Source organism: Desulfonatronum lacustre DSM 10312 (assembly GCF_000519265.1).
Taxonomy (GTDB): Bacteria; Desulfobacterota; Desulfovibrionia; order Desulfovibrionales; family Desulfonatronaceae; genus Desulfonatronum; species Desulfonatronum lacustre.
The window spans coordinates 1,400,910-1,426,869 of the sequence record NZ_KI912608.1; the positions used below are offsets into that span (position 1 = coordinate 1,400,910).

General features: G+C 61.3%; 24 protein-coding genes. 17 read left to right on the forward strand and 7 right to left on the reverse strand.

What is annotated here, in order from left to right; all coding sequences use genetic code 11:
- Nucleotides 1-42: 42 nt before the first annotated feature.
- Nucleotides 43-528: a chemotaxis protein CheW gene (locus DESLA_RS0106595; protein WP_028571836.1), complete on the reverse strand. Its 486-nt coding sequence runs from the start codon at nt 526-528 to the stop codon at nt 43-45.
- A gap of 429 nt (nt 529-957) precedes the next feature.
- Between DESLA_RS0106595 and carB the strand changes: the two genes are divergently transcribed.
- The 9 genes from carB (at nt 958) to DESLA_RS0106640 (ending at nt 14,817) form a co-directional block, all read left to right on the forward strand.
- Nucleotides 958-4,203 carry a carbamoyl-phosphate synthase large subunit gene (carB, locus tag DESLA_RS0106600; RefSeq protein ID WP_028571837.1) on the forward strand — a complete coding sequence of 1,082 codons (3,246 nt, stop codon included), beginning with the start codon at nt 958-960 and terminating at the stop codon, nt 4,201-4,203.
- Nucleotides 4,204-4,208: 5 nt separating this feature from the next.
- Nucleotides 4,209-4,478 (forward strand): type II toxin-antitoxin system BrnA family antitoxin, encoded by a 270-nt coding sequence (brnA, locus tag DESLA_RS0106605; protein WP_211239038.1) that lies wholly within the window; start codon nt 4,209-4,211, stop codon nt 4,476-4,478.
- Nucleotides 4,475-5,872: an amidophosphoribosyltransferase gene (gene purF, locus DESLA_RS0106610; RefSeq protein WP_028571839.1), complete on the forward strand. Its 1,398-nt coding sequence runs from the start codon at nt 4,475-4,477 to the stop codon at nt 5,870-5,872. The genes brnA and purF overlap by 4 nt, the downstream gene beginning before the upstream one ends.
- Nucleotides 5,873-5,888: 16 nt before the next feature.
- The gene (locus tag DESLA_RS0106615) at nt 5,889-6,926 is read left to right on the forward strand and encodes a KpsF/GutQ family sugar-phosphate isomerase (protein WP_211239039.1); all 1,038 of its coding nucleotides are present in this window, start codon (nt 5,889-5,891) and stop codon (nt 6,924-6,926) included.
- Nucleotides 6,927-6,957: 31 nt separating this feature from the next.
- Nucleotides 6,958-7,509: a YkgJ family cysteine cluster protein gene (locus tag DESLA_RS0106620; RefSeq protein WP_028571841.1), complete on the forward strand. Its 552-nt coding sequence runs from the start codon at nt 6,958-6,960 to the stop codon at nt 7,507-7,509.
- Nucleotides 7,509-9,932, forward strand: coding sequence for a penicillin-binding protein 1A (locus tag DESLA_RS0106625; protein WP_028571842.1), 2,424 nt, complete (start codon nt 7,509-7,511; stop codon nt 9,930-9,932). The genes DESLA_RS0106620 and DESLA_RS0106625 overlap by 1 nt, the downstream gene beginning before the upstream one ends.
- A 77-nt stretch (nt 9,933-10,009) precedes the next feature.
- A complete protein-coding gene (locus DESLA_RS0106630) occupies nt 10,010-10,468 on the forward strand; it encodes a chemotaxis protein CheX (RefSeq protein ID WP_028571843.1) in 459 nt (152 codons plus the stop codon).
- A 136-nt stretch (nt 10,469-10,604) separates the two neighbouring features.
- Nucleotides 10,605-11,774, forward strand: coding sequence for a D-alanyl-D-alanine carboxypeptidase family protein (locus DESLA_RS0106635; RefSeq protein ID WP_028571844.1), 1,170 nt, complete (start codon nt 10,605-10,607; stop codon nt 11,772-11,774).
- Nucleotides 11,775-11,883: 109 nt separating this feature from the next.
- Nucleotides 11,884-14,817 carry a [protein-PII] uridylyltransferase family protein gene (locus DESLA_RS0106640; RefSeq protein WP_084031943.1) on the forward strand — a complete coding sequence of 978 codons (2,934 nt, stop codon included), beginning with the start codon at nt 11,884-11,886 and terminating at the stop codon, nt 14,815-14,817.
- A gap of 44 nt (nt 14,818-14,861) precedes the next feature.
- Here DESLA_RS0106640 and DESLA_RS0106645 read toward each other — a convergent pair whose 3' ends face one another.
- Complete coding sequence (locus tag DESLA_RS0106645; RefSeq protein WP_028571846.1) at nt 14,862-15,047, reverse strand: hypothetical protein; 186 nt, start codon at nt 15,045-15,047, stop codon at nt 14,862-14,864.
- A gap of 149 nt (nt 15,048-15,196) precedes the next feature.
- Between DESLA_RS0106645 and DESLA_RS19190 the strand changes: the two genes are divergently transcribed.
- Nucleotides 15,197-15,835 (forward strand): Uma2 family endonuclease, encoded by a 639-nt coding sequence (locus DESLA_RS19190; protein WP_051434460.1) that lies wholly within the window; start codon nt 15,197-15,199, stop codon nt 15,833-15,835.
- 13 nt (nt 15,836-15,848) lie between these two features.
- On the opposite strand, the gene DESLA_RS0106660 is transcribed toward DESLA_RS19190, so the two are convergent.
- The 3 genes from DESLA_RS0106660 to DESLA_RS19195 form a co-directional block, all read right to left on the reverse strand.
- The gene (locus tag DESLA_RS0106660; protein WP_028571847.1) at nt 15,849-17,051 is read right to left on the reverse strand and encodes an aspartate aminotransferase family protein; all 1,203 of its coding nucleotides are present in this window, start codon (nt 17,049-17,051) and stop codon (nt 15,849-15,851) included.
- Between the two features lie 197 nt (nt 17,052-17,248).
- Nucleotides 17,249-17,701 carry a dUTP diphosphatase gene (dut, locus tag DESLA_RS0106665; protein WP_028571848.1) on the reverse strand — a complete coding sequence of 151 codons (453 nt, stop codon included), beginning with the start codon at nt 17,699-17,701 and terminating at the stop codon, nt 17,249-17,251.
- A 112-nt stretch (nt 17,702-17,813) separates the two neighbouring features.
- The gene (locus DESLA_RS19195) at nt 17,814-18,008 is read right to left on the reverse strand and encodes a hypothetical protein (RefSeq protein ID WP_035261466.1); all 195 of its coding nucleotides are present in this window, start codon (nt 18,006-18,008) and stop codon (nt 17,814-17,816) included.
- A gap of 276 nt (nt 18,009-18,284) precedes the next feature.
- Between DESLA_RS19195 and glgP the strand changes: the two genes are divergently transcribed.
- The 7 genes from glgP (at nt 18,285) to DESLA_RS0106710 (ending at nt 25,277) form a co-directional block, all read left to right on the forward strand.
- Nucleotides 18,285-20,849, forward strand: coding sequence for an alpha-glucan family phosphorylase (glgP, locus tag DESLA_RS0106680; protein WP_028571849.1), 2,565 nt, complete (start codon nt 18,285-18,287; stop codon nt 20,847-20,849).
- 180 nt (nt 20,850-21,029) lie between these two features.
- Nucleotides 21,030-22,364 (forward strand): phenylacetate--CoA ligase family protein, encoded by a 1,335-nt coding sequence (locus DESLA_RS19200; RefSeq protein WP_051434859.1) that lies wholly within the window; start codon nt 21,030-21,032, stop codon nt 22,362-22,364.
- Between the two features lie 5 nt (nt 22,365-22,369).
- Entirely contained in the window at nt 22,370-22,882 is a 513-nt protein-coding gene (locus DESLA_RS19205; RefSeq protein ID WP_156932894.1) for a hypothetical protein, read from the forward strand.
- Nucleotides 22,879-23,157 carry a type II toxin-antitoxin system RelE/ParE family toxin gene (locus tag DESLA_RS0106695; protein ID WP_028571850.1) on the forward strand — a complete coding sequence of 93 codons (279 nt, stop codon included), beginning with the start codon at nt 22,879-22,881 and terminating at the stop codon, nt 23,155-23,157. The genes DESLA_RS19205 and DESLA_RS0106695 overlap by 4 nt, the downstream gene beginning before the upstream one ends.
- Nucleotides 23,158-23,170: 13 nt before the next feature.
- Nucleotides 23,171-23,500, forward strand: a complete 330-nt coding sequence (locus DESLA_RS0106700) for a HigA family addiction module antitoxin (protein WP_028571851.1) — start codon at nt 23,171-23,173, stop codon at nt 23,498-23,500.
- Between the two features lie 41 nt (nt 23,501-23,541).
- On the forward strand, nt 23,542-24,618 hold the full coding sequence (locus tag DESLA_RS0106705) for a branched-chain amino acid aminotransferase (RefSeq protein ID WP_028571852.1): 1,077 nt from the start codon (nt 23,542-23,544) through the stop codon (nt 24,616-24,618).
- Nucleotides 24,619-24,782: 164 nt separating this feature from the next.
- Complete coding sequence (locus tag DESLA_RS0106710) at nt 24,783-25,277, forward strand: peptidylprolyl isomerase (RefSeq protein ID WP_035262658.1); 495 nt, start codon at nt 24,783-24,785, stop codon at nt 25,275-25,277.
- A gap of 168 nt (nt 25,278-25,445) precedes the next feature.
- Here DESLA_RS0106710 and DESLA_RS23665 read toward each other — a convergent pair whose 3' ends face one another.
- Both DESLA_RS23665 and DESLA_RS0106720 read right to left on the reverse strand, forming a co-directional pair.
- Entirely contained in the window at nt 25,446-25,658 is a 213-nt protein-coding gene (locus DESLA_RS23665; protein ID WP_035261470.1) for an addiction module protein, read from the reverse strand.
- Nucleotides 25,658-25,960 carry a hypothetical protein gene (locus DESLA_RS0106720; protein WP_028571855.1) on the reverse strand — a complete coding sequence of 101 codons (303 nt, stop codon included), beginning with the start codon at nt 25,958-25,960 and terminating at the stop codon, nt 25,658-25,660. Before DESLA_RS0106720 ends, DESLA_RS23665 begins: the two co-directional genes overlap by 1 nt.

The window sequence follows — 25,960 nt, forward strand, 5'->3', positions numbered from 1 at the left end:
TGAGCGGCTATTCGAACCAACGCGCTTCAGGCCGGAAACAACCTAAATGCCGGCCAGCATGCTCTGTTCGCCCCTGCTCAACAGGCGATCCAGGTCCAACAGGATCAACAACCTGTCGGCCAGCTTGCCCACTCCGTTGATGTATTCGGATTCGATCCCCGAGATGATGGCCGGGGGCGGTTCCACCGTATTCGCCGGGATGCGCAGCACTTCGGAAACCGAATCCACCACGAAGCCGACGATGACGTTGTTGATTTCGATGACGATGATCCGGGTGTGCTTGTCGTGCTCCTGGGTCGTCATTCCAAAGCGCTTGCGCAGATCGATGATCGGAATGACCTTGCCCCGCAGGTTGATCACTCCTTCCACGAAATCCGGGGCCTTGGGCACCCTGGTGATGCCCATCATCCGGATGATCTCCTGGACCTTGAGGATCTCCACGCCGAATTCCTCTTCCCCGATGTGGAAGGTGACCAATTGCAGCAGTTCCGCTTCCGGACCTTTTTGAACGAGGTTCTCCTGTGCCATCCTGCCTCCGCGCATGTTTGTCGTGGCGGGACGCCGCCAACGACATGAAAAGTCCATGGCCCGATCGTCCGAACTCCGCGCCGTCGTGTCTCGCGAACGCCGCCGCATTTGACGAAGCGTCGTGATAAACTCTTTTTGTTTCAGCCTTATCGACAGGTCACGTGATTTTTTTAACAATCTTAACACGAGGGGCGACAAAAAGAAATGACACTGAATGTCTTATTTTTCCAAGCCTGAAATGCCGTTGTGTTTGCGTTTACAGGCGCTCTCTTGTAAACGACCGAACGGTTGATCCACGCGCCGCTGTATCGTGACCGGCTCGGCGAACAGTCCAAACCGGACGGCCTAAGGTCACGGCGCGACGCGTTCCCGTTCCAGGTCCATTCATTTCGCCACCACCCCAAGAACCCGTTTTCGAGACATTCCAACATGCCCAAACGAACCGATCTTCGCCGCATTCTGCTCATCGGCTCCGGCCCCATCGTCATTGGTCAGGCCTGCGAATTCGATTATTCCGGGACCCAGGCCCTCAAAGCCCTGAAGGAAGAGGGCTACGAGGTCATTCTGGTCAATTCCAATCCGGCCACGATCATGACCGATCCGGAATTGGCCGATAAAACCTACATCGAACCCATTGATCCGGAAGTGGTGGCCAAGATCATCGCCCGGGAGCGTCCGGACGCCCTGTTGCCCACTCTGGGTGGTCAAACCGGTCTGAACACGGGGCTGGCCCTGGCCGAGTCCGGGGTCCTGGACCAGTACGGCGTGGAACTCATCGGCGCGACGCAGGAGGCTATTCGCAAGGCCGAAAGCCGGGAAGAATTTCGCCAGGCCATGCACAACATCGGCCTGAACGTTCCCAAAAGCCTGATCGCCCGGAACATGGAGCAGGTCCGCCAAGCGGCCCGGGAGATCAGCTTTCCGATCATTGTCCGTCCGGCCTTCACCCTGGGCGGCACCGGCGGCGGGGTGGCCTACAACCAGGAAGACCTTGAAGCCCTGGCCGAACAGGGCTTGACCGCCAGCATGAAGACCGAGGTGATGCTGGAAGAGTCCGTCCTGGGTTGGAAGGAATTCGAGCTGGAGGTGATGCGGGACAAGAACGACAACTCCGTGATCATCTGCTCCATCGAAAATCTGGATCCCATGGGCGTGCATACCGGGGACTCCATCACCGTGGCCCCGGCCCAGACCCTGACCGACGCCGAATACCAGCGGATGCGCAACGCCTCCCTGGCCATCATGCGCGAGATCGGCGTGGAGACCGGCGGGTCCAACGTCCAGTTCGCGGTCAATCCGCAAAACGGCGACCTGGTGGTCATTGAGATGAACCCCCGGGTGTCCCGCTCTTCAGCCCTGGCCTCCAAGGCCACCGGCTTCCCCATCGCCAAGATCGCGGCCAAGCTGGCCGTGGGCTACACCCTGGACGAACTGCCCAACGACATCACCCGGGAAACCATGGCCTCCTTCGAGCCGGCCATCGACTACTGCGTGATCAAGATCCCCCGGTTCACCTTCGAGAAATTTCCCGGCTCCCAGGACTATCTGACCACATCCATGAAAAGCGTGGGCGAGACCATGGCCATTGGTCGGACTTTCAAGGAAGCCCTGCAAAAAGGCATGCGTTCCCTGGAAGTCGGAGTCACGGGGCTCAGCTCGGATCTTTCCCAGTCCGTCCCGGACCATGAAACCATTCTCAGCGGGCTGCGCCTGCCCCACTCCAAGCGGCTGTTCGTTCTGCGCCAGGCCCTGGTAGCCGGACTCGGCGAAGCCGAAATCGTGGAGGCCACGGGCATTGATCCCTGGTTCATCCGCCAGATCGCGGAGATCGTCGTCTTTGAGAACGAGCTGAAGCAGTTCGCCCTGGCCGAGAACCTCTCCGCCGCCAACCCGAACATGGCGGACATCCTGCGCCGAGCCAAGGAGATGGGCTTTTCCGACGCCCAGTTGGCCGCGGTCTGGAAGCGGGCCGAGACGGACATCCGCAAACTGCGCCAGGAGTTGAGCATCCTGCCCACCTACAAGCTGGTGGACACCTGCGCCGCGGAGTTTGAGGCCTACACGCCCTATTACTATTCCACCTACGAGCAGGAAAGCGAGACCCGGGCCGGCGCCCAAGGCAGCAACGGGCGCAAGGTGGTTATTCTGGGCGGCGGTCCGAACCGCATCGGCCAGGGCATCGAATTCGACTACTGCTGCGTCCACGCCTCCTATGCCCTGCGGGAAATGGGCGTGGAATCGATCATGGTCAATTCCAACCCCGAAACCGTGAGCACGGACTACGACACCTCGGACCGGCTCTATTTCGAGCCCCTGACCTTCGAGGACGTGCTGAACATCGTGGAGACGGAACAGCCCGAGGGCGTGATCGTCCAGTTCGGCGGCCAGACGCCGCTGAACCTGGCCGTGCCCCTGATGCGCGCCGGCGTGCCCATCCTGGGTACCAGCCCGGACAGCATCGACCGGGCCGAGGACCGGGAACGCTTTCAGGCCCTGCTTCAGAAGCTGAATCTGCGCCAACCGGCCAACGGCACGGCCATGACCCCGGACGAGGCCATCGTCATTGCCGGACGCATCGGCTACCCGGTGGTGGTCCGGCCTTCCTACGTCCTCGGCGGACGGGCCATGGAGATCGTCTTTGACGAGGCGCAGTTGCGCTCCTACTTCACCCAGGCGGCCCAGGTCTGCCCCGGCCACCCCATTCTCATCGACAAATTCCTGCAACACGCCATTGAAGTGGACGTGGACGCCCTCAGCGACGGCCGGGATACGCTGGTGGCCGGGATCATGGAGCATATCGAGGAAGCCGGAATCCACTCCGGCGACTCGGCCTGCGTCCTGCCTCCGCACACCCTGCCCGAGGCAATCATCGCCGAGATCCGTCGCCAGACTGAGGCCCTGGCCCGTGAACTGGGCGTGATCGGACTGATGAACATCCAGTTCGCGGTCCAGGACGGGACGATCTACATTCTGGAGGTCAACCCCCGGGCCTCGCGCACCGCGCCCTTCGTGAGCAAGGCCACCGGCCTGCCCCTGGCCAAACTGGCCACCCGGATCATGCTCGGGCAAAAACTGAAGGATCTGGGCATCCCGGCCCAGGTTCCGCTGAAGTACATCTCGGTCAAGGAATCCGTGTTTCCGTTCCGCCGCTTTCCCGGCGTGGACGTGCTCCTGGGCCCGGAAATGCGCTCCACCGGGGAGGTCATGGGCATTGACGAGAGCTTCGGCCTGGCCTTCATGAAGAGCCAACTCGCCGCGGGCCAACGCCTGCCCGAATCCGGCACGGTGTTCATCTCCGTGAACGACGCGGACAAGCAGGAGGTGCTTCCCGTGGCCAAAATATTCCAGGAACTGGGCTTCCGCATCCTGGCCACCAAGGGCACCGCCGGCCTGCTCCAGCAACACGGCCTCAGCGCGGAGCACGTCTTCAAGGTCCACGAGGGCCGTCCCCACGTGGTGGACCATATCAAAAACAAGGCCATCGACCTGGTGATCAACACCTCCTCCGGGAAGAAAACCGTGCACGACTCCTCCTCCATCCGGCAAACCACCCTGCTCTACGGCATCCCCTACACCACCACCCTGGCCGGAGCCAAAGCCATGGCCCAGGCCCTCCAGGAACTCAAAGGCCGGGGCATGGAAGTGAAGAGTTTGCAGGAGTATCATCGTGGGTGAATCTCATGAGCGAGAACACTATGCTGAAAGCCGATGAATTTGATCGACGTTTCGATGATGGAGAAGATATTTCCGATTTTCTCGAATTCTCTCAAGCATCAAGGCCAGGCTTGGAAAAACAGACCGTTTCCTTTTCCTTTCCGAGTTGGATGATTGCATCAATGGCTGATCAATCAAAAATCCTCGGGGTCTCCACGGAAGCCATGGTGACCATGTGGATTTCCGAAAAATTGCCGAAAACACACCGACACACTTTTCAGGAACACGCTCAATGAAACGAGAATACTGCGGACTCGTCGGCATTTCCGGGCATCCGGAGGCGGCCAGAATGGCCTATTTCGGACTGTACGCCCTGCAGCATCGCGGCCAGGAAAGCGCCGGCATCGTAACCTGGGATGGGACCAAGATTCGCGAGCAGCGGGGCATGGGCCTGGTGGCCGACGTGTTCAACGAGCGCCACCTGGGCAAGGAACTCAAGGGCTCCACCGCGGTGGGTCACATCCGCTACTCCACCACCGGGGCCTCCCTGCTGCGCAACGCCCAGCCCTTCATGGTCCGCTTCGGGGAATACCGTCTGGCCATCGGTCACAACGGGAACCTGGTCAACGCCCAGACCCTGCGTCAGGAATTGGAAGAGCAAGGATCGATCTTCCAGACCACCATGGACAGCGAAGTCATCGTTCACCTGATCGCCCGCAACCTGAACGGCAAAAGCCTGGAAGAAGCCATCGCCCTGGCTTGCTCTCGGATTCAGGGGGCCTATTCGCTGGTCATCCTGGCCAACAACAAGCTCATCGCCCTGCGCGACCCCCTGGGTTTCCGCCCCTTGTCCCTGGGCCGGATGGGCGACGCCTACGTGGTGGCCTCGGAAACCTGCGCCTTTGACCTGCTGGAGGCGGAATACCTGCGCTGCATCGAGCCCGGGGAAATGGTGATCATTGAGGATCGCTGTCTCAGCTCACGGCGCTTCGCCGAGGTCGCGCCCTCCAAGTCCTGCATCTTCGAGTTGGTCTATTTCGCGCGGCCGGACTCGTTTGTCTTCGGTCGGGAGGTCTACGCGGCCCGCAAGAGAATGGGCGAGCTTCTCGCCCAGGAAGCCCCCGTGGACGCGGACTTCATCATGCCGTTCCCGGACTCCGGGATGTACGCCGCCGTGGGCTACGCCCAAGCCTCGGGCATGCCCTTCGAACTGGCCATGATCCGCAACCACTACATCGGCCGGACCTTCATCCAGCCCTCCCAGGACATGCGGGACTTCGGCGTGCGCGTCAAACTCAACCCGGTCCGTTCGCTGATCAAGAACAAGCGCCTGGTGATCATCGAAGACTCCATCGTTCGCGGCACGACCATCCGGACCAGGGTCAAAAAGCTGCGCGAGCTGGGAGCTCGGGAGATCCACATGCGGGTCAGCTGCCCGCCCATCCGGCACCCCTGCTATTTCGGCATCGACTTTTCCTCCAAGGGAGAACTGATCGCCTCCAACCATCCGGTCCCGGACATCGCCCGCTACATCGGCCTGGACAGCCTGCACTACCTGAGCATCGACGGCCTGCTGACCTCGGCCGGCAAGGACATGGGCTATTGTCTGGCCTGCTTCGACGGACGCTATCCGTTGGACGTGGATCCCGCCTGCTCCAAGATGTGCCTGGAAGACAAGTGTTGCGGATAACCTCCGGAGGACGGCGATGACCCAGGTTCCGCCCCAGGCTGCACATCAAGCCCTGTCTCCCCCACCATCCCAGGCACCGGCCCGCGACTGGCTGGCCCTGAGTCGGGAAGTCCTGGACGTGGAGATTGCCGGCCTGGTCGCCGTACGCGACGACCTGGGCCGGGGCTTTCTGGACGCCCTGGAAACCCTGGCCGAATGCTCCGGACGGGTCGTGGTCATCGGCCTGGGCAAGTCCGGCCTCGTGGGCCGCAAGATCGCGGCCACCCTGAGCAGCACCGGCACTCCGGCCTTTTTTCTGCATCCCGTGGAAGGGGCCCACGGCGACCTGGGCATGATCCGTCCCGAAGACGTGGCCCTGGCCATCTCCAACAGCGGCGAAACCGACGAGTTGAACGCCATTCTGCCCACCCTGCGCTCCCTGGGAGTGCGCGTCGTGGCCCTGACCCGCAACGAGCACTCCTCCCTGGCCGGGTTGAGCGATATCGTGATCAAGGTCGCCGTGCCCAAGGAGGCCTGCCCACTGGGACTGGCCCCCACGGCCAGCACCACCGCGGCCCTGGCCGTGGGCGACGCCCTGGCCGTCTGCCTGATTCACTGGAAGCGCTTCGACGCCTGCGCCTTTCGGCGCTGCCACCCGGGCGGCACCCTGGGGCAGCGGTTGCGGCTGCTGATCCAGGACGTCATGCATCGGAAAAATCTTCCAGTGGTCCGCTCCGGAGTCGCCCTGGCCCAGACCCTGACCGCGTTGAACTCCGGCGGCCTGGGCACGGTGGCCGTGGTGGACGACCAAGGCCGTCTCACGGGCATTCTCACGGATGGCGACGTCCGGCGGCTGGTCTGCCAGGAGCGGCTTGACCCGGCGATCGCGGTGGACGCGGTGATGACCAAATCCCCGCGCAGCGTCTCTCCGGACCAGACCGCCGCCCTGGCCCTGGACGTCATGGAATCCGCCGCCATTACGGTTCTGCCCGTGGTGGACGCCGCGGGCCGACTCCAGGGCATGGTCCATCTGCACGACCTGCTGGGCAAGGGAGGCGTCAAATTTGCCGGGTGAGCCCATACGTGCGTCTGCTCAAAAAGATTCAATGAATACCCAGTCTGAACCAGTCGACATTTGCGGCCGATGCGCCGAGAAGTTTCCGACCTGTTGCCGGATCATTCCCGGGATGGAGGCCTCGTGCATCCCCATCAGCCCGGAAGAACGCTTGCGGCTGGAGCCCCACGCTTTGGAGCCCGGTGTTCCGGCATGCGTCGAGGAGCCCAATTCCGAAAGTTTTTTACGGGCCGTGCATAAGCTGTTTCCAGGCCGTCGCGAAGAAATCCAAAAGCTCTATCCATCCCGGAACACCCACTATCGTTTGTCGGTAACCACTGACGGAAGCTGTATTTTTCTCGACCAAAACGGCTGCGTTCTGCCCGTGACGGACCGTCCCTATTATTGCCGACTCTATCCATTCTGGTTTATTCATTCCAAGCTGTTCACGTTGACCTCGCCGGAATGCCTGGCCGTGAACACCTGTTCGTCAACTTCGGGGCTTCTCGCCCTGTTCAAGACCGATCCATCCGCCCTGCGTTCCTTGCACGACTCCTTGCTGACCGCCTGGGGGCTCTTCGCGGATGAACCGAGACCAAGATAATGCGTAAACTGTTGATCATTGGCCTTATACTGGTGGTTTTTCTGGTCCTGGCCGGGGCCGGAGGCCTCCTTGGACTGTATGTTTGGGCCGCGCGGGACCTGCCCAGCTTCAAGAAAATCACGGACTACAACCCGTCATTGGTTACCACGGTGCTGGCCCAGGACGGCGAAGTCTTGGGCTACTTCTACAACGAGCGTCGTTTTCTGGTGGAATCCTCCGACTTGCCCCCCCACGTCGTCCAGAGCTTCCTGGCCGCCGAGGACAGCAATTTCTATCAACATGAGGGCATCGACATCTCAGGGATCATGCGCTCTTTGATCCGCAATATCCAGGCTCGGGGCATCGTTCAGGGCGGCAGCACCATCACCCAGCAGGTGATCAAGTCTTTGCTGCTCACTCCGGAACGCAGCTATGAGCGCAAGCTCAAGGAAGCCATTCTGGCCTACCGGCTGGAGCGCTACCTGACCAAGGACGAAATCCTGACCATCTATCTGAACCAGATATTCTTCGGCGCCGGGGCCTACGGCATCGAAGCCGCGGCCAGGACCTACTTCAACAAACACGCCCATGAGCTGGATTTGGCCGAGGTGGCCCTGCTGGCCGGTCTGCCCAAGGCGCCTTCCTTGAACAATCCGTTGCGCAACGCCGCCGGGGCCAGATCCAGGCAAGTCTATGTGTTGGATCGTCTGCTGGCCCTGGGATGGATTTCCCCGGCAGAGTATTCGGCGGCCCTGGAACAACAGTTGGTCTTCGACAGCGGAAGCGACCCCTCCTGGCAACGCGGGTCCTGGTACCTGGAAGAAGTCCGCCGGGATTTGGTCGCCAAGTACGGAGAGGAAAAGGTCTACACCGGCGGACTGAAAGTCCGGACCGCGGTGGACCTGCGCCACCAGATCGCGGCGGAACAGGCCATGCGCTCCGAGCTGATCGCCCTGGGCAAGCGCCAAGGCTGGCGCGGCCCCATCGAACGGCTGACCGGCGCGGCGGCGGATATTTTTTTACAGAACCAGCATGTGGACATGGACGCCGTGCTGAGCGGCGACTGGATTCGGGCCCTGGTCACGGACGTGCGTGCCGACGGCGCATATGTCCGCTTCGGTCCGTATCATGGATGGCTGGACGTCGCGGCCATGGGCTGGGCACGAACTCCAAACCCGGCCCGAGCTCCGGAAGATGTTCCGCCGATCCGGGACGCTCAACGCGTCTTGGAGGTCGGCGACGTTGTGTGGGCCTCGTTGCTTCCCATGGAGAACGAGAGCCTGGACGAACTGGCCCTGGACTTGGAAGCGGAGAACGGCGAGCAGGCCGATGATATCGCCCAGGCCTTGCTGGGCAGGAAGTGGGAACTCGCCCTGGAGCAGGAACCCACCGTGGAGGGCGCTCTGGCCTCCATCGATCCGCTGACCGGCGATGTCCTGGCCCTGGTCGGAGGCTACAGCTTTCAGCGCAGCCACTTCAACCGAGCCACCCAGGCCGTTCGCCAACCCGGTTCCACGTTCAAGCCCATCGTTTATTCCGCGGCCCTGGATCACGGCTACACGGCGGCATCCATCGTGATGGACGCGCCCATCGTCTTTACGGACGCCGCGACCAGCGACACATGGAAACCGGAAAATTTCGAGGGCCGATTTTACGGCCCGACCCTCCTCCGGACCGCCCTGGTCAAATCCAGAAACCTGGTCACCATCCGGGTGGCCCAGTCCGTGGGCATCACCAACATTATCGCACGAGCTCGGGAACTCGGCCTCCAAGGCGACTTCACCCCCGACCTCTCCGTCAGCCTCGGTTCCATCCCGGTCAATCTGGTCAATATGTGCCAAGCGTTCTCCGCATTTGCCCGGGACGGCTCCACGGTCGAACCCCGAACCATTCTCTCCGTGCATACGGCCTGGGGTGAAGTGCTGTTGGAAAACGAAGTCCACGCCACTCCGGCCATATCCCCCCAGAACGCATACATCATTACCAACATGCTGGAGGAGGCCGTGCGCGACGGGACAGGGCGCCGGGCCCGCGCCCTGGGACGCCCGGTGGCCGGAAAGACCGGCACCACCAACAACCACCACGACGCTTGGTTCATCGGCTACACCCCGTATCTGCTGACCGGGGTGTATATCGGTTTTGACCAACTCGCCCCTCTGGGCCGCCTGGAGACAGGTTCGCGGGCCGCGCTTCCGGCTTGGCTGGCATACCGCCAGGAGGTGGAAAACATGTATCCCACGCAAAACTTCACCCCTCCCCCCGGGCTGGTCATGGCCCGGGTCGACGCCGGCAGTGGTCTGTTGGCCGGACCGGCCTGGGAGGGAGAAACTTATCTGCTGCCCTTTGTTTCCGGAACCCAGCCCCAGCAGGTGGCCAGCTCACGAAAGAACGGCGACGCGGGGCGACCGAGTTCGGAAGAAGACCTGTTGCGGCAAATATTTTAGCCAATATATCACATTGCCAACACTTTTTTTTGTGGCTTGTTGCCGGCCCGGCACCAATCCATCCAGGAGCACCATCCATGAGCATAGAAATCGCCAAGTCCTTCATCAAGGCGACAACGGAAGTTCTGTCCACCATGGCCATGATCACCCCCGTGGCGGGCAAGCCGTACGTCAAGAAGGACAGCATGGCCAAAGGCGATGTTACCGGCGTGATCGGCCTGACCGGGGACAAGAGCGGGACCATCTCCGTGACCTTCACGCAAAAATGCGCCTTGGCGGTGGTCAAGAACATGCTGGGCGACGCCATTGAAGACGTCATCACGGACACAAAGGACGCCGTGGGGGAAATCACGAACATGATTTCCGGGAAGTCCCGACAACTTCTGGCCGAAACCGGTCTGACCATCCAATCGGCCACGCCCACGGTGATCATGGGCAAAGGCCACACCATCCATCACATCTCCTCCGAGCCGATCATGGCCATCCCGTTCACCACGGATCATGGCGAGTTCACGGTTGAATTTTGTTTTCAATGATGCGAACCTCCCATGCCGACGGAGCGGAATAGACCTCCCGTGCTCCCCGCCCCAAGGACATCCAAGCATATTGCGGATGCCTCAACCTCAGGCTCCGCATCATCTGACTGAAAACATTTTTCCAGGATGGCGTATCATGCGACTACTCCGTATTTCTTTTCTTTTTTTCCTTTTCCTGCTTTTGGCCGCGTCGGTCCACGCCCGCCTGGACATCAACCCGCCCTCCGAGCTGACGGCCCGCAACTATTTTCTCATGGACGCCCGCAGCGGCGCGACCCTGGCGGACAAAGACGCGGATCAGCGCGTGGAACCGGCCAGCCTGACCAAAATCATGACCGCCTACCTGGTCTTCCGCGAACTGCAAGCCGGCAAGTTGACCCTGGACGAGAACGTACCGGTCAGCGAACAGGCTTGGCGCACCGGAATGACCGGAGCGTCCCGGATGTACATCGACGTGGGCAGCCACGTCTCCGTGGAGGACCTGATCCGGGGGATGATCGTCCAGTCCGGCAACGACGCCTGCGTGGCCCTGGCCGAACGGATCGCCGGAACCGAAGCGGCCTTCGTGGACCTGATGAATGCCCAGGCCCTGGCCCTGGGCATGAACGACACCCAATTCCAGAACAGCCACGGCCTGCCCAGCGAACAGACGCAGTACACCTCCGCCCGAGACATCGTCACCCTGGCCAGAGAGCTGATCATCAACTTCCCGGAATATTACGGTTACTACTCGGAACGCAGCTTCACCTACAACAACATCACCCAGCACAACCGCAACCTGCTTCTCGGCCGGGACCCCTCGGTGGACGGCGTGAAAACCGGCTGGACCTCGGCGGCCGGATACAATCTGGTGACCTCGGCCCAACGCGACGACATGCGATTGGTGGCCGTGGTCATGGGCATCGAAGCTTCCAGTTCCCGTGAAGGCGGACTGGCCCGGGCGGACCAATCCCAGGCCCTGCTGAATTGGGGGTTTCGGCAATTTGAAACCGCGACCATTCAACAACCCGGAGACATTCTCGTTGAACCTCGGCTGTGGTTTGGAGCGGAGACCCGCCTGCCCGTGGGCGTTGAAACGACGTTTTACGCCTCCATACCCAGAGGCAGCCGGGAAAATCTTCGCCAGGAGATGGCTCTTCAGGAACTGATTGAAGCTCCGGTGGAGGTCGGTCAGCCCGTGGGAGAGTTGCGTGTTTATCTCCAAGACGACCTGATCGCCGAGCATCCTCTGGTTGCCTTACGCACCGTGAGCAAGGGCGGCATCTTCCGCTATCTTCTGGACACGATTCTGCGTTGGTTTCAGTAAAGGCTCCGTTTTTTTGGAGCAGAGAGTCGAAGCCTTTTAGCCGAACATCCCCACCCGTCCCCGCCGCTCAGCGGTTGCCATTCACTTTTTCCGCGGCGGTACGCATTCCATGTCGCCTTCCCCCGACTCTTCCTCCATTCATTCTTCCGATTCCCCTCCACTCGATGCAGCGCCGCGACAAAGCGCGGTCGCTCGGTTACGCGGCGAGCGCGACGATCTTTTGCGGGCCACGTTGGCCGAAGGGCTGGTCCCAACTGATTTTCCGGTGTGCTTGTCCCGGCTTACGGACCGCTACTTCCAGACCAGGGTTTCGGAAATCCTGACGCAATCCACCGAGGATACAAGCCGGATTTTCGCTGACTCTTTCGTCGTTCTGGGCGTTGGTGGATATGGTCGGGAATCTCTGTGCCCCTATTCCGATCTGGACGTGCTGGTGCTGTTCCAGGATAGCGTGCCTGAAACGGCCGGGCCTTTTTGTCGAGAGCTCTTTCTCCCGCTCTGGGATCTGGGGCTGGATCTGGGGCACGGGGTTCGCGGCCTCCAGGAATGTCTCACCCTGGCCCAGGAAGACCATAAGACCTTCACCGCCCTGCTTTCAACGCGGTTTCTGGCCGGAAGCCGTCCCGTGATGCATCGGTTCGCCGAGGCCTTTATCGAACTGGCCGCGCACCACGACCTCGCACTCCTGGCTGATACAGCCATCGCGACCGATAGTCTTGGTGGTCGGGACAGGCATGGAGCGCATGGTTCCAATCCGGCGGAGTCCGCGCAGGAAGTTCCAGGGGAAGTCTCGGGGGAACTCTCAGAGGCACTCTCGGGCGGAGCTCGAAAACGAAACGCGGATTTCTTTTTCGACCTTGCGACGGAAAATCTCCTGGAACCCAATATCAAGACCAGCCCCGGCGGCCTTCGGGACTACCACGGCCTGCTTTGGCTGGCGATCCCGCGCTTGGCCCCGGGCAAGAACCAAATAACCACTCAACCGGCGGGGCCATTCTCTGAAGCGGACGTTCTCCAACTGGAACGGGACGTGACATTTCTGCTCCAAACCCGCACGGCCCTGCACCTAACGGTCGGCCGCAAGGCGGACGTGCTGCATCTGGAACTGCAACCCCGTGTCGCCCGTCTCCTGGGGTTCGAAGCAAACAACGCCGGGTTGGCCGTGGAGTTGTTTCTGAGCAAACTACACAAGGCCATGGAGCGCATCCGGGCCATGTACCTGGCAGTCCTGCGGACCATCCGCGGACTGGACCGTCCCCGGTCCGTTGTCCCCTGGCCGGAAAGAGAAAGCAAACAGGGCATCGTCCTGGCCGCGGACGGGTTGACCTTTGCCCAGATATTCCCTCCTCGGCACCTCCCGCCTGGAAAACAGGTCATGGCCCTGTTCACCGCTATGGGGCAAAACGGCCTGCCCCTTTCCTGGACGGTTCGTGAGGCGGTGGCTTCCGCCTGCACCACTCTGCTTCAGGACGTGGGAGAACGCTTCGAAACCCTCCAGGAACTGACGGCCATTCTGATGGCTCCCGGCGGTGTTCAGGCCGGACGCGACCTGCTCGCCTCCGGCGTACTGGGCGCCCTGATCCCGGAATTGGGCCGGGTCCAGGACCGAATCCAGTTCGACGCCTACCATCTGCGCCCTTTGGGGGCGCATACCATGGAAACTCTGGGTTGGCTGAACAGGTGGAACAAGAGGGGCGTGGAGGAGCAAACTGCCCGAAATGGGGAACGAAGGTCGGTGTTGGCGGGAGACATCCTGCAACGCCTGCCGGACGCCACGTCCTTGGTCCTGGGGGCGTTGCTGCACGACATCGGCAAAGGCGCTCCCGACCATGCCGCGGCCGGGGCGGAACTGGCCGCGAGGATACTGGGGCGCTTCCGGGTTCCGGAGCCGATCGTCCGGGAAACCATTTTCCTGGTCCGTGAACACCTGCTGCTGTTCAAGACCGCCACCCGCAAGGATCTGCACGACGAACAGGTGGTGGCCGCCTGCGCCGAGCGCGTCGGCGACGAAGCGCGGCTGGATCGCCTGTTCCTGCTCAGCATGGCCGACGCCCGGGCCACCGGCCCCAAGGCCTGGAACGAGTGGACCGCGTCCCTGCTTCAGGATCTCTACTTCAAAATCCGCAAGCTCTTCGCCCATGGCCCGCTGTCCGAACCCCAAGCCGTGAAGCGGGTCGAAAGGGTTCGAGAAGAGGTCAGGCACCTTTTCTTGGGACGCGACGTCCCCAAAAAACTGGATGACAAACTGGATGACAAGCTTGATGCCGACCTGGATGAACTCCTGCGAAAAATCCCCTTACGCTACCTGCTGACCACCCCGCCCGGCACCATCCGCGGCCACATCCACCTCGTCGCCCGCCTGGGTCGGGAGGTGGCCGAGGAAAGAAGACGCATTCCCGGCGGCCGCGGCGGCCTGGGGCTCGCAACCGTTGAAGCGGCGGACCTTCCGGAAATGGGCTGCCATGAAGTAACCTTCGCCGTCATGGGCCAGCCCGGCATCTTTCCGGTGCTCTGCGGCTCACTGGCCCTGCACGAGGTGAACGTCCTGGCCGCGGAAGTGGTCACCTGGCCCGACGGCGTGGTGCTCACCGTGTTCAAGATTCAGGACCCGCCGGACCCTTTGCACCTGGAAGAATTGGCCTTTCGCCTCAAACAGGCGGTCAAGTACGCCATGACCGGCAAACTTTTTCTGGACTACCGTCTGGAAGAAAAACGCCGTTCCCGGTTGAACGCCAAAGTCGTCCCCCACCCATTGCCGCCAACGGTCCACATCGACAACGAGACCAACGACTTTTCCACCCAGATTGAGATCATCGCCGACGACCGCCCCGGCTGCCTCTACCAGATCGCCGATTCCCTCGAACGTCTCCAGGTCCGGGTCCATCGCGCCAAAATCGCCACCCAGGCCGACCGCATCGCCGACACCTTCGACGTCCGGGACCACCTGGGCCAAAAAATCACCGACCCCGCCCACCTCCGCGAAATCCAAAACGCTCTGCTTTTCGCACTCCGAAGCAGTTCCTCTCCGACCCAAATTGGGTAAAATCGGCCAGTAGTGGAGAACAGAGCGATATCCTTCCCGTCGCGCTACACCGCCTCGTCGACGATCTGCCCCGCGGCCTGCTCCGGGGCCCTGGAGGCAGCAGCCAATTCCTCTTGGCGGCGAATATCCTGCTGTTGAAGCCGTTCCTGCTCCGCGATTTCCCTGCTCCGCTCGCGCTCCGCTTCAATTTTGGCCGCGGCCACCTGGGCCTGTGCCGAGGAAACGTCCATGGGCAACCTCCTTGTTCGGTTAAAGAAAAATGATCCAGCCGACCTCGATCGAGATCGGTCAAACCTTGTCTTGCTGACGGCGTTGCTCTACGATCAAGCCGTTCCCCCTACCCCGCAATGATCTGAAATCCTTCCAGACGGAGGCAACCATGGGCAGAGCGCAACCCGTCGAGACCATCAGCGTTCAGGAGTACCTGGCCGGTGAGTTGGAAAGCGACGTCCGCCACGAGTATATCGACGGCGCGGTCTACGCCATGGTCGGCGCCAGCGACCGGCACGGCCTGATCGCCCTGAATATCGCCACGGCCCTGCGGCCTCATGTCCGGGGCACTCCCTGCCAATTGTTCATGTCAGACATGAAAGTCCGCATCCAGCTTCAAGGCAAAACCATCTTCTACTACCCGGACCTCATCCTATCCTGCGACAAAAACGACCGACACACTTACTTCCGAACCAGCCCGTGCCTGATCGTCGAGGTTCTTTCCGCCTCTACACGCCGGGTGGATCAGCAGGAAAAGCTGTCCACCTACATCACCATCCCCAGCCTGCGGGAATACGTGCTCGTTGATCAGGATCGCGAACGGGTTCAGGTGCATCGCCGGTCCGACAACTGGGTCGGCCAGACCATGACCTCGGGATCGGTCCTGTTTGAGTGTCTGGCCGTGGAACTGCCGCTGGAATTGATCTACGAAGACGTCCCGCTTCCGGGCCCAGGCGTTGACGTCCTTCGGGAGCAAGATGCTTTGGAGTACGGCGAAGAGGCTGAAGCCCCCCTGCCCCACCCATGACGCCCCCGTCCGATCAAGTCGTTTTTTCCAGGATTTCAGCCAGGGCTTGACTGAACCGTCGCAAATCCGCCTCCGTAACGACCAACGGCGGAAGAAGCCGAAGCACCCGGTCCTGGGTCAGGTTCAGGACAAAGCCCGCTTCCAGAAGCCCACGCCAGACGTCCTGGCCGGGAAAAGACAGTTCGATGCCCAGCATCAGGCCGCGACCGCGCACGTCGACGATCTTGCCCGGATGGGCCGCCTGAACCTGGCGGAACAGTCCCTGAGCCAGATCGCCAAGGCTCGCGGCCCTGCCGGGCAGGTCGTCCCGGAGCAGGATGTCGACCACCTTGGCGGCCACCATGGACACCACCGGCCCGCCGCCGAAGGTGGTGGCGTGACTGCCCGGCTCGAACCCCAGGGCCGCCTCGTCGGTGCAGAGCATCGCCCCCATGGGCAGGCCGTTGGCCAGGGCCTTGGAGGTGGTCAGAACATCCGGACGAAGCCCGGCATGCTGATGGGCCCAGAATCTTCCGCTGCGTCCCATCCCGGTCTGCACCTCGTCCACCATCAGCAACACGCCCCGCTCCCGGCACAGTTCCTGAACAGCGGCCAGGTAGTCGTCGGTCAAGGGCCGCACCCCGCCTTCCCCCTGGATGATCTCCAGGAGCACGGCGGCGGTTTTCCCGGACACGGCCCGCTCCAGGGCGGAAAAATCCCCGAACGGAACGGTCAGAAACCCCTCCGGCAACGGCGCGAAGCCGTCCTTGACCTTGTCCTGTCCCGTGGCCGTCAGCGTGGCCAGGGTCCGGCCATGGAACGACCCGGCCAGGGAGATCACCTCGTAGGCCTCGCGGCCCTTGACCTTGCGCATGTACCGACGAGCCAGTTTGATGGCCGCCTCGTTGGCCTCGGCTCCGGAATTGCAGAAAAAGGCCTTGTCCAGGGAGCAGGTGGCCAGCAACTTCTCAGCCAGGATCAACTGCTCCTCCTGATAGAACAAATTACTGACATGGATCAGCCGCTCGGCCTGGTCCCGCATCGCGGCCAGCAGTTCCGGGTGGGAATGCCCGAGGTTGCACACGGCGATTCCGGCCAGCAGGTCCAGATACTCCCGTCCGTCCGGATCGACGAGGGTACATCCCGAGGCTGAAGCCACGGCCAAAGGATAGCGACCGTAGGTCCGACACAATACGCGCTGTTCGCGCTCCTGAAGCAATTCAAGGGAAGATGTCATAGGCATAATTCGTCAGTTACACGTTGCATGTTGGTGAATTCCACTCCACTTTCCAAACGACATGAGCAATCAGACTTGGCATTGGAGCCGGAATCGAAATCGGTATCGAAATCGAAATCGAAAATAGCCCCGTCATTGAATGGCGATGATGCCGATCTCGATTTCGATCGCGATTTCGAGTACGCCCCTGGCTCTATTCACCCCGTATGCCCAAACCCCCCGGCCCCGCGCCGGGTGGCGGTCAGCTCGTCCCGGACCGTGAATTCGGCCGGGAAAAAGGGCTGAAAGATCAACTGGGCGATGCGCTGGCCGCGGGTGATGGTCCTTTCCTCCCCGGAGGTGTTCAGCAAGGAGACGATGATCTCCCCGCGATAGTCGGGATCGATCACGCCCACGCCCTGGCTGACCACCAAGCCCTGCTTCGTGCCCAGCCCGCTGCGGGAGTAGACGAACCCGGCGATTCCCGGTCGGCGGATGTCGATGGCCAGACCGCTGGGTACCGCCGTGCGTTCTCCCGGAAGCAAGACCCGCTGTTCTTCGGTAAAACAGGCCATCAGATCCAGTCCGCAAGACCCCGGCGTGGCGCCCCGCAGATCGGACTGGGACCACAGCGGGCTGAGAAGGCGTACATCGACTGGAATGGAATGCATGGAAAAAATCCTCGGTTTTTGAAATGTATTTTTTCGGCGTGCCGCCGCGTTTTTTTCAATAGCCCTTGCGCCCAGCCCTCGCAAGTAGGGCGACGTGATGTGCGGAGTAATTTTATTCTTGACTTACCCCCTGTGAAATCAAGATGATACAGACCCAGCGTTTACAGGACGATTTATCGCGGTCGAAATCGAAATCGAGATCGAAATCGAGATCGAAATCGAGATCGAAATCGAGATCGAAATCGAGATCGAAATCGAGATCGAAATCGAGATCGAAATCGAGATCGAAATCGAGCGTCATATCCATAAAGATGGCGGCTTATCGAGGTGATACACAGCTATTTTCCGATTTCGATTTCGATTTCGATCGCGATTTGGATTTTTGATGAGAACAAAAGAACATATTTCCCCTCCTCGACGACATTCTCAACCATTGAATTTTCGGACGTTCCCTGGCACAACTCCAAAGCAAGCCCGGATATTGCCCTGACCATTTCACCGCACCCTCGGCAACGGCCCGCGGGAACGGGCCTTCCGGGAAACTCCCGGCCCTCGCCAAACGTGTTCGATTCAGGAGAACCCCATGAAACCGCTCCGCACCTATAGCGTCATTCCCAAGCTCCCCGCCAAGCTGCACGCCTTGTGGGACTTGGCCTACAACGTCTGGTTCGATTGGAACCACGAGGTGACCGGGCTCTTTTCCCAGATCGACCCCAAGTTATGGGCCAGAAGCTACGGGAACCCCATCGCCTTTCTCAACCATCTGCCCCAGGCCACCTTGGAATCCCTGGCCAAGGACGACTTTTTCCTGGAGCGCCTGCGTGCGGTCAAACACAGCCAGGACATCTACATGGAGCGCAAGAGCACCGCGCTGCCTTTTGCCTACAAGGAAAACCAGCCTTTGGTGGCCTACTTCAGCCTGGAATACGGACTGAGCCTCTGCCTGCCCATCTATTCCGGGGGCCTGGGCATCCTGGCCGGAGATCACCTCAAGTCCGCCAGCGATCTGAACATCCCCCTGGTGGGCGTGGGCCTGGCTTATCAGCAGGGCTACTTCCGGCAGTACCTGACCGCGGACGGTTGGCAGAACGAACGCTACCCGGACTACGACTTCTCCCAGATGCCCATGGAGCTCGTCCGCGACACGGATCAGAAACCGATCACCGTCAGCGTGGATCTGGCCGGTCAGCCGCTGTCCGCCCAGATATGGAAGGTCCGGGTGGGCCGGATCCAGCTTTATCTGTTGGACTCCAACATCGCCGAGAACCCGCCCCACTTCCGGCAAATCACCTCCCGGCTCTACGGCGGAGATCTGGAAATGCGCATCTGGCAGGAAATCCTGCTGGGCATCGGCGGGATCAAGGCCCTGAACATCCTGGGCCTGACGCCCCGGGTGATCCACATGAACGAGGGCCACTCCGCCTTTGCCGGCCTGGAGCGCATCCGGGTGTTCATGGCCGAGTACGGGCTGTCCTTTGAGGCGGCCATGGAACTGACCGCCTCCACCAGCGTGTTCACCACCCACACCCCGGTCCCGGCCGGCAACGACCGCTTCCCCGCGGAGCTGATGCAGCGCTATTTCGACGGCTACGCCCGCAGCCTGGGGCTGGCCTTCAAGGTGCTTTTGGCCCTGGGCCGGGAAGATCCGCGCAACGACGGGGAATGGTTCTGCATGACCGTCCTGGCTCTGCGCCTGTCCCGGTTCAACAACGGGGTCAGCGAGCTGCACGGCCATGTTTCCCGGCGGATGTGGCAAAAGGTCTGGCCTCAGTACCCGGTGGAGGACATCCCCATCGGCACGGTGACCAACGGCGTGCACATCGCCTCCTGGGTGGCCCGGGACATCGCCATGCTCTTCGAGCGCTACCTGGGCGGCAACTGGAAGGAGGATCCGGACTGCACACGGGTCTGGCAGCAGGCCGAGACCATCCCGGACGGGGAACTGTGGCGGGCCCATGAACGGCTGCGGGAACGGGTGGTGGACTACGCCCGCTTTCGTCTGCGCGAGCAACTGGTCCATCGCGGGGCCCGGCGCAAGGAACTGCAGGAAGCCGACGAAGTGCTGGATCCGCAAGTCCTGACCATCGGCTTTGCGCGGCGTTTCGCCACCTACAAGCGGGCCACCCTGCTCCTGGCGGACCAAGAGCGCTTCCTGCGCCTGCTCACGAACCCCGACCGACCGGTACAGTTCATTTTTGCCGGAAAGTCCCACCCCCACGACAACGAGGGCAAAAAGTTCATGCAGCAGCTTGTCCAGTTCTGCCAGCAGCCCGAGGTGCGCAAGCGGGTGGTCTTTCTGGAGGACTACGACATGGAGGTGGCCGAGTACATGGTCCAAGGCTGCGACGTCTGGCTGAACACTCCCCGCCGCCCCCTGGAAGCCTGCGGCACCAGCGGAATGAAGGCCATTGCCAACGGTGTACTCCAGGTCAGCACCCTGGACGGCTGGTGGGTGGAGGCGCACCGCATGGACAGCGCCGTGGGCTGGGCCATCGGCCAGGGCGAGGAGTATGAAGACTCGGCCTACCAGGATTTCGTGGAAAGCCAGATCCTCTACACCCTCCTGGAAAAGGAGGTCATCCCCACCTTCTATGAGCGCGGCCAGACCAACCTGCCCCGGGAGTGGATCCGTCGGATGAAAAAATGCCTCCAGCTCTTCACCCCGGTCTTCACCTCCCACCGGATGGTCGCGGATTACGTGAAGAACGCCTACCAGCCGGCCTACAAGAACTCCGTCAGCCTGATGGAGGAGAACTTCGCCCCGGCCAAGCAACTGGCCTCCTGGCGGATGGAAATCATGACCAAGTGGAACGCCCTGCGGATTACCAACGTCCAGGCCAGTGCCCCCGATGTCCTGCATGTGACCCAGCCCATGGACGTCCAGGCCGACGTCTACCTCGACGGCCTGACTCCGGAGGACGTCCGGATGGAAATCTACGCCGGTCCGGTCACCGCGGACGGCTCCTTCGCCCAGCGCGGCACGGCCCGCATGGACCTGACCGGGCCTCTCAAGGACGGCTGGTACCGCTACTCCGGCCAGTTCATCCCCGAGGTCCCCGGACGCTTCGGCTTCACCGTGCGCATGCTCCCCAACCACAAACTCCTCCTGGACCCGCACTCCCTGGGATTGATTCATTGGGCGCAGTGAGGGGGGGAATCAGAAGTCAGGATTCAGTAGTCAGAAGTCAGAAGTCAGGATCGAAATCGAAATCGAAATCGGAATCGAAATCGAGCAAAACAAGTCCGTCACTTGAATGACGGCGATTTCGATCTCGATTTCGATTTCGATTTCGACGAAACCATTCAAACCCTTCAACCATCACCCCAAATGCCCTTCATCCCCCAAACATCGCCCGAACAACTGATCGACATCCAGACCGCCGGGCTGCGCTGGACCGTGGAACACGCCTACGCGGGCAGCCCGTTTTACCGTGAGCGCATGGACCAGGCCGGAGTGCGGCCCGAGGACGTCCGGACTCTGGACGATCTGCACCGCCTGCCCTTTTGCGACGCCGGGGATTTGCAGACCGGCTACCCGTACCCCCTGCGCAGCGTGCCCTTCGAGGACATCGTCCGCATCCACGCCTCTTCCGGCACCACGGGCAAGCGCAAGGTGCTCTGCTACACCCAGCGGGACATTGACGACTGGCGGAATATGTTCGCCCGCTGCTACGAGCTGGCCGGGCTGACCCCGGCGGACCGGGTCCAGATCGCCGTGGGCTACGGACTGTGGACCGCGGGGGCCGGATTTCAGCTCGGGTGCGAGCGGTTCGGGGCCATGGCCGTGCCCCTGGGGCCGGCCAATTCGGACATGCACTGCGAAATGATGGTGGACATGGAAACCACGGTCTTTTGCGCCACGGCCTCCATGGCCCTGCTCATGGCCGAGGAGCTGCACCGCCGGGGCCTGATCGACCGGGTCAAGGTCTCCAAGATCATCCTCGGCGCGGAACGCCACGGCGACTCCATGCGCCAGCGGATCAAGGAACTGCTGGGCGTGGAGCACATCTTCGACATCTACGGCCTGACCGAACTCTATGGTCCGGGCACGGGGCTGGACTGCGCATTGCACCGGGGCATCCATTACTGGGCCGACTATTTCATCCTGGAAATCCTGGACCCGGTCACCCTGGAGCCGGTCCCACCCGGTGAACCCGGCGAAATGGTCGTCACCACCCTGCGCAAACAGGCCGCCCCGCTGATCCGCTACCGCACCCACGACGTAAGCCGCCTGATCCCCGGCGAGTGCCCCTGCGGCGTGGATTTTCCGCTACATGACCGGGTCCTGGGCCGTACGGACGACATGTTCATCTACCGGGCCGTGAACATCTACCCCGGCCAGATCGACGACGTGCTCAGCCGCATCCCCGGCCTGGGCAGCGAATATCAGATCCACCTGCTCCACCGGGACGACGGTCGAGACATCATGACCCTGAAGGTGGAACGCGGGCCCAACGTGGACGCCTCCGCGGACAAGGACCTGGCCGAGGCCGTGGCCGGAGAGATCCGACGCAAAATCATGGTCCGCTCCCAGGTCGAAATCCTGGATTACGCGGCCTTGCCCCGTACCGAGCGCAAGAGCAAACGGGTCTTCGACCATCGGGAAAGCATGTCCAGCTTTTTGGACCAGGCCGAGGCCAAGACCGAGACCAAGACCGGGTGAACGTGATGAGCGCAGCTTCCCAAGCCCCTTCAGAGCGCCCTCTCTACCGCCATACCCAACGCGGCACCCTGATGATCGCCTCTTTCGTGCTGGCCGGGGCCTTTGTCCTGCATCAGCTGATCCAGGGCGGAGCGTCCTGGCTCTGGGCGCTGCTGGCCGTGGCCGTGGCAATCGGCTTCACCTTTTCCAGCCTGACCGTGACCATCACCTCCTCCGTGCTGACCGCCGCCTTCACGCCTGGCTGGCCACGCAAGGTTGAGCGCCTGGAAAACATTGCCCAGGCCCGCGTGGTCCGCAACCCGTGGTACTACGGCTGGGGCATCCGCCTCACGCCCCACGGAACGCTCTACAACGTCTCCGGCCTGGACGCCGTGGAAATCCGCACCAACCAAGGCAAAACCTTCCGCATCGGCACGGACGAACCTGAAGCGATGGTTCAAGCGATACAGAGGGCAACCGGGCGCTCTGTCGGCATGGAGTCGAAGCCGGGAGCATATCCTTCTCCGCAAGTGAAATGATCACCAGCTTTTCGCATAAAGGTCTTGCCGAGTTGTTTGCAAAGGGGTTCACGAAAAAGATCAATCCGGAACTCCATGCTCGGATACTTCGACGCCTGGAAGTGCTGGATCAAGCCGAGACATTGCGAGACCTTCACTTGCCGGGCTTCTTCTGTCATCCTCTTCAAGGAGAACCACCAAAGCGTTACAGCATATCCGTGAATGGTCCATGGCGCATCACGTTTGAATGGCAAGACGGAAATGTTCTCCGCGCCGACCTTGAGCAGTACCACTGAAGGAGTTTATAGCATGTCTGAATATTTCGTTAATCGCCCACTCCACCGCGCTCCGGTCCACCCTGGAGAAATTTTGCGTGAAGACGTTTTGGAGCAGTTGGGAATTTCGACGCATGAAGCGGCGGAACGACTCGGCGTTTCCCATCAGCATCTGCGCCAAATACTTGACTGCTCTCACCCCATCACGGCCGAAATGGCTTTGCGAATCGGCAAGTTCGCTGGGAATGGGCCGGGGATTTGGCTTAGATTACAACAGAATTATGATATTTGGATGGCGGAACAGCGCCTTTCCGATGAGCTGTCTCGTATCGAAACAGCCTCCGTGCCTTGTTACACCGCTTGACCCCACAACCTTCAACCCCACTGTATTGGGAGGAATAATCAATGGATATCCGCATCGAACCGGCCCCGGAGGCCCAACGTCGCGGCAAGCCGACGGACGAGAGCAAGCTGGTCTTCGGCAATACCTTCAGCGACCACATGTTCCGGCTGGACTACCGTGAGCCCCAGGGCTGGGTGGACGCGCGGGTCGCGCCGTACCAGAACATCACCCTTGATCCGGCGGCCATGGTCCTGCATTACGGCCAGGGCATCTTCGAGGGCATGAAGGCCTACCGCTGTCGCGACGGTCGGATTCACCTGTTCCGGCCTTTCCAGAATTTCGAGCGCATGAACCGCTCGGCCACCCGGCTGTGCATGCCCACCATCGACGTGAATGACCAGCTTGCCGCCCTGGAGACACTGCTGCGCGTGGACCACGGCTGGATTCCCCATAGCATGGGCTCGTCCCTGTACATCCGCCCGACCATGATCGCCTCGGAACCGCACATCGGGGTCCGACCTGCCAAGGAATACATCTACTACATCATCACCGGACCGGTGGGCGCCTACTACGCCGAGGGCTTCAGCCCCGTGAGCATCTACGTGTCCGACGAGTTCGTACGGGCCGTGCGCGGCGGCGTGGGCGAGGCCAAGACCATGGGCAACTACGCGGCCAGCCTCTTCGCCGCCGAAGTGGCCAAGAAGAAAGGCTTCACCCAGGTGCTCTGGCTGGACGGCATCGAACGAAAGTACATCGAGGAAGTGGGGACCATGAACATCTTTTTCCGGATCGGAGACACCCTGGTCACCCCGCCCCTGACCGGCTCCATCCTGCCGGGCATTACCCGGGATTCAGTCCTGACCCTGGCCAAAAAATGGGGAATGGACGTCCAGGAACGGCTGATCGACATCCAGGAGTGCGTGGACGCCATCCAAAGCGGAACCATGACCGAAATCTTCGGTTCCGGCACCGCCGCGGTCATTTCCCCGGTGGGCTCCATTTCCTACAAGGACAAAAAATACACGGTCCGGGACGGCGGCGTGGGCGACCTCGCCCGGCGGCTGCATGACGAGATCGTGGGTATCCAGTACGGCGAAAAGGAAGATGTATTTGGCTGGGTGCATGAAGTGAAAATCTAACCGAGGCCATAGCCATGACGCGAAACACCCCAAAGCCCGGCACACGGGCGACGCGAATTCTGTCTGCCCTGATCCTGGCCCTGGTTCTGGCCATAATCCCCTTGGCGGCATCCGCCCAGGACGCCGCCTCACCCGCCCCCGAGGGGGCTCAACCGTTGGAGAAGATGATGACCAAAGTCGTGATGACTACCAGCCATGGAGCGTTCACCATTGAGCTGGACGCTGAAAAAGCGCCGATAACCGTGGAGAATTTTCTGCGTTACGTGGATGATGGCTTTTTCCAAAACACCATTTTTCACCGCGTGATCCCCGGCTTCATGATCCAGGGCGGCGGCATGACCGAGGACATGACGCCCAAAAGCGGCCATCCGCCTATCAAGAACGAGGCGGACAACGGCCTGAAAAACCTGCGCGGCACCCTGGCCATGGCCCGCACCGCGGACATCAACAGCGCCACCAGCCAGTTCTTCATCAACCTCAAGGACAACGCCTTCCTGGACCATGGTGGCCGGGACTTCGGCTACGCCGTGTTCGGCAAAGTGGTGGAGGGAATGGACGTGGTGGACGCCATCGCCGGAGTCAAGACCGGTAACAAGAGCATGCACCAGGACGTCCCGGTGGAACCGGTGCTGATCACGGACGCTGTCCGCGCCGAGTAGTAGCCGCAGGGAAATCCGCCGGACGCTCGCTGGCGAGCTCGCCCCACAAAAAAGGTCGCTCACTGAAACCGACCAGCCATGCTTGGCTGGATGCAGGTTTCACGAGCGACCTTTTTTTATCTCCCGATCCGAGAGTGCTCCACCTCGGCATACCCGCCGGGATGTATGTCAACGCTGTACATTGGCGTTCCGGTAGAGTCGATCTCGCACCTCTTCCCACGGAACGCATTTTACGGTGCCGTTGTCGATTTCGTGCAACCGCTTATCGATCTCCGTCCGCCAAGCAAGTTCGACCTCCCTGTCCGTGGGAACATCGAGACTTGCAATCAGCGCCTCGGCGATCCGTGCCTGGTCAGTCTCCGATTGCTTGAAAGCGCACATCAGCGCGGCCGCTGGGCTGACTTGAGTGCGGAGATGTCCTTGAGTCCGCCGGAAACAAACTTGTGCAGGACACTGGACACCAGGGACTGGTAGGGAAGCCCCTCCTCCAGCGCCCGGCGCTGAAGTGCTTCCAAATCCCGGCTGGAGATTCGGACATGAATGCGCTTGTCTTTCTTGAACGTTTCTTCTGCTGCCCTGGCAAGAGACTCCCTCCGGTCGGCATTCAGATCCGATTCAAACCCACCTGACTCATAAGCTTCCAGCAACTCTTGCTCTTCCGGGTCCAATCTTGTCTTGGTCAT

Bases quoted from the DNA above. Each gene is read 5' to 3' on its own strand.
- DESLA_RS0106660 (WP_028571847.1), bottom strand. From the start codon at position 17,051: ATGACATCTTCCCTTGAATTGCTTCAGGAGCGCGAACAGCGCGTATTG.
- DESLA_RS0106595 (WP_028571836.1), bottom strand. From the start codon at position 528: ATGGCACAGGAGAACCTCGTTCAAAAAGGTCCGGAAGCGGAACTGCTG.
- DESLA_RS0106630 (WP_028571843.1), top strand. From the start codon at position 10,010: ATGAGCATAGAAATCGCCAAGTCCTTCATCAAGGCGACAACGGAAGTT.
- DESLA_RS0106615 (WP_211239039.1), top strand. From the start codon at position 5,889: ATGACCCAGGTTCCGCCCCAGGCTGCACATCAAGCCCTGTCTCCCCCA.
- DESLA_RS0106695 (WP_028571850.1), top strand. From the start codon at position 22,879: ATGATCACCAGCTTTTCGCATAAAGGTCTTGCCGAGTTGTTTGCAAAG.
- DESLA_RS23665 (WP_035261470.1), bottom strand. From the start codon at position 25,658: ATGTGCGCTTTCAAGCAATCGGAGACTGACCAGGCACGGATCGCCGAG.
- DESLA_RS19195 (WP_035261466.1), bottom strand. From the start codon at position 18,008: ATGGATATGACGCTCGATTTCGATCTCGATTTCGATCTCGATTTCGAT.
- brnA (WP_211239038.1), top strand. From the start codon at position 4,209: ATGAGCGAGAACACTATGCTGAAAGCCGATGAATTTGATCGACGTTTC.
- glgP (WP_028571849.1), top strand. From the start codon at position 18,285: ATGAAACCGCTCCGCACCTATAGCGTCATTCCCAAGCTCCCCGCCAAG.
- purF (WP_028571839.1), top strand. From the start codon at position 4,475: ATGAAACGAGAATACTGCGGACTCGTCGGCATTTCCGGGCATCCGGAG.
- DESLA_RS0106705 (WP_028571852.1), top strand. From the start codon at position 23,542: ATGGATATCCGCATCGAACCGGCCCCGGAGGCCCAACGTCGCGGCAAG.
- DESLA_RS0106700 (WP_028571851.1), top strand. From the start codon at position 23,171: ATGTCTGAATATTTCGTTAATCGCCCACTCCACCGCGCTCCGGTCCAC.
- DESLA_RS0106635 (WP_028571844.1), top strand. From the start codon at position 10,605: ATGCGACTACTCCGTATTTCTTTTCTTTTTTTCCTTTTCCTGCTTTTG.
- DESLA_RS0106640 (WP_084031943.1), top strand. From the start codon at position 11,884: ATGTCGCCTTCCCCCGACTCTTCCTCCATTCATTCTTCCGATTCCCCT.
- DESLA_RS19205 (WP_156932894.1), top strand. From the start codon at position 22,370: ATGAGCGCAGCTTCCCAAGCCCCTTCAGAGCGCCCTCTCTACCGCCAT.
- carB (WP_028571837.1), top strand. From the start codon at position 958: ATGCCCAAACGAACCGATCTTCGCCGCATTCTGCTCATCGGCTCCGGC.
- dut (WP_028571848.1), bottom strand. From the start codon at position 17,701: ATGCATTCCATTCCAGTCGATGTACGCCTTCTCAGCCCGCTGTGGTCC.
- DESLA_RS0106720 (WP_028571855.1), bottom strand. From the start codon at position 25,960: ATGACCAAGACAAGATTGGACCCGGAAGAGCAAGAGTTGCTGGAAGCT.
- DESLA_RS0106625 (WP_028571842.1), top strand. From the start codon at position 7,509: ATGCGTAAACTGTTGATCATTGGCCTTATACTGGTGGTTTTTCTGGTC.
- DESLA_RS19200 (WP_051434859.1), top strand. From the start codon at position 21,030: ATGCCCTTCATCCCCCAAACATCGCCCGAACAACTGATCGACATCCAG.
- DESLA_RS19190 (WP_051434460.1), top strand. From the start codon at position 15,197: ATGGGCAGAGCGCAACCCGTCGAGACCATCAGCGTTCAGGAGTACCTG.
- DESLA_RS0106645 (WP_028571846.1), bottom strand. From the start codon at position 15,047: ATGGACGTTTCCTCGGCACAGGCCCAGGTGGCCGCGGCCAAAATTGAA.
- DESLA_RS0106620 (WP_028571841.1), top strand. From the start codon at position 6,958: ATGAATACCCAGTCTGAACCAGTCGACATTTGCGGCCGATGCGCCGAG.
- DESLA_RS0106710 (WP_035262658.1), top strand. From the start codon at position 24,783: ATGATGACCAAAGTCGTGATGACTACCAGCCATGGAGCGTTCACCATT.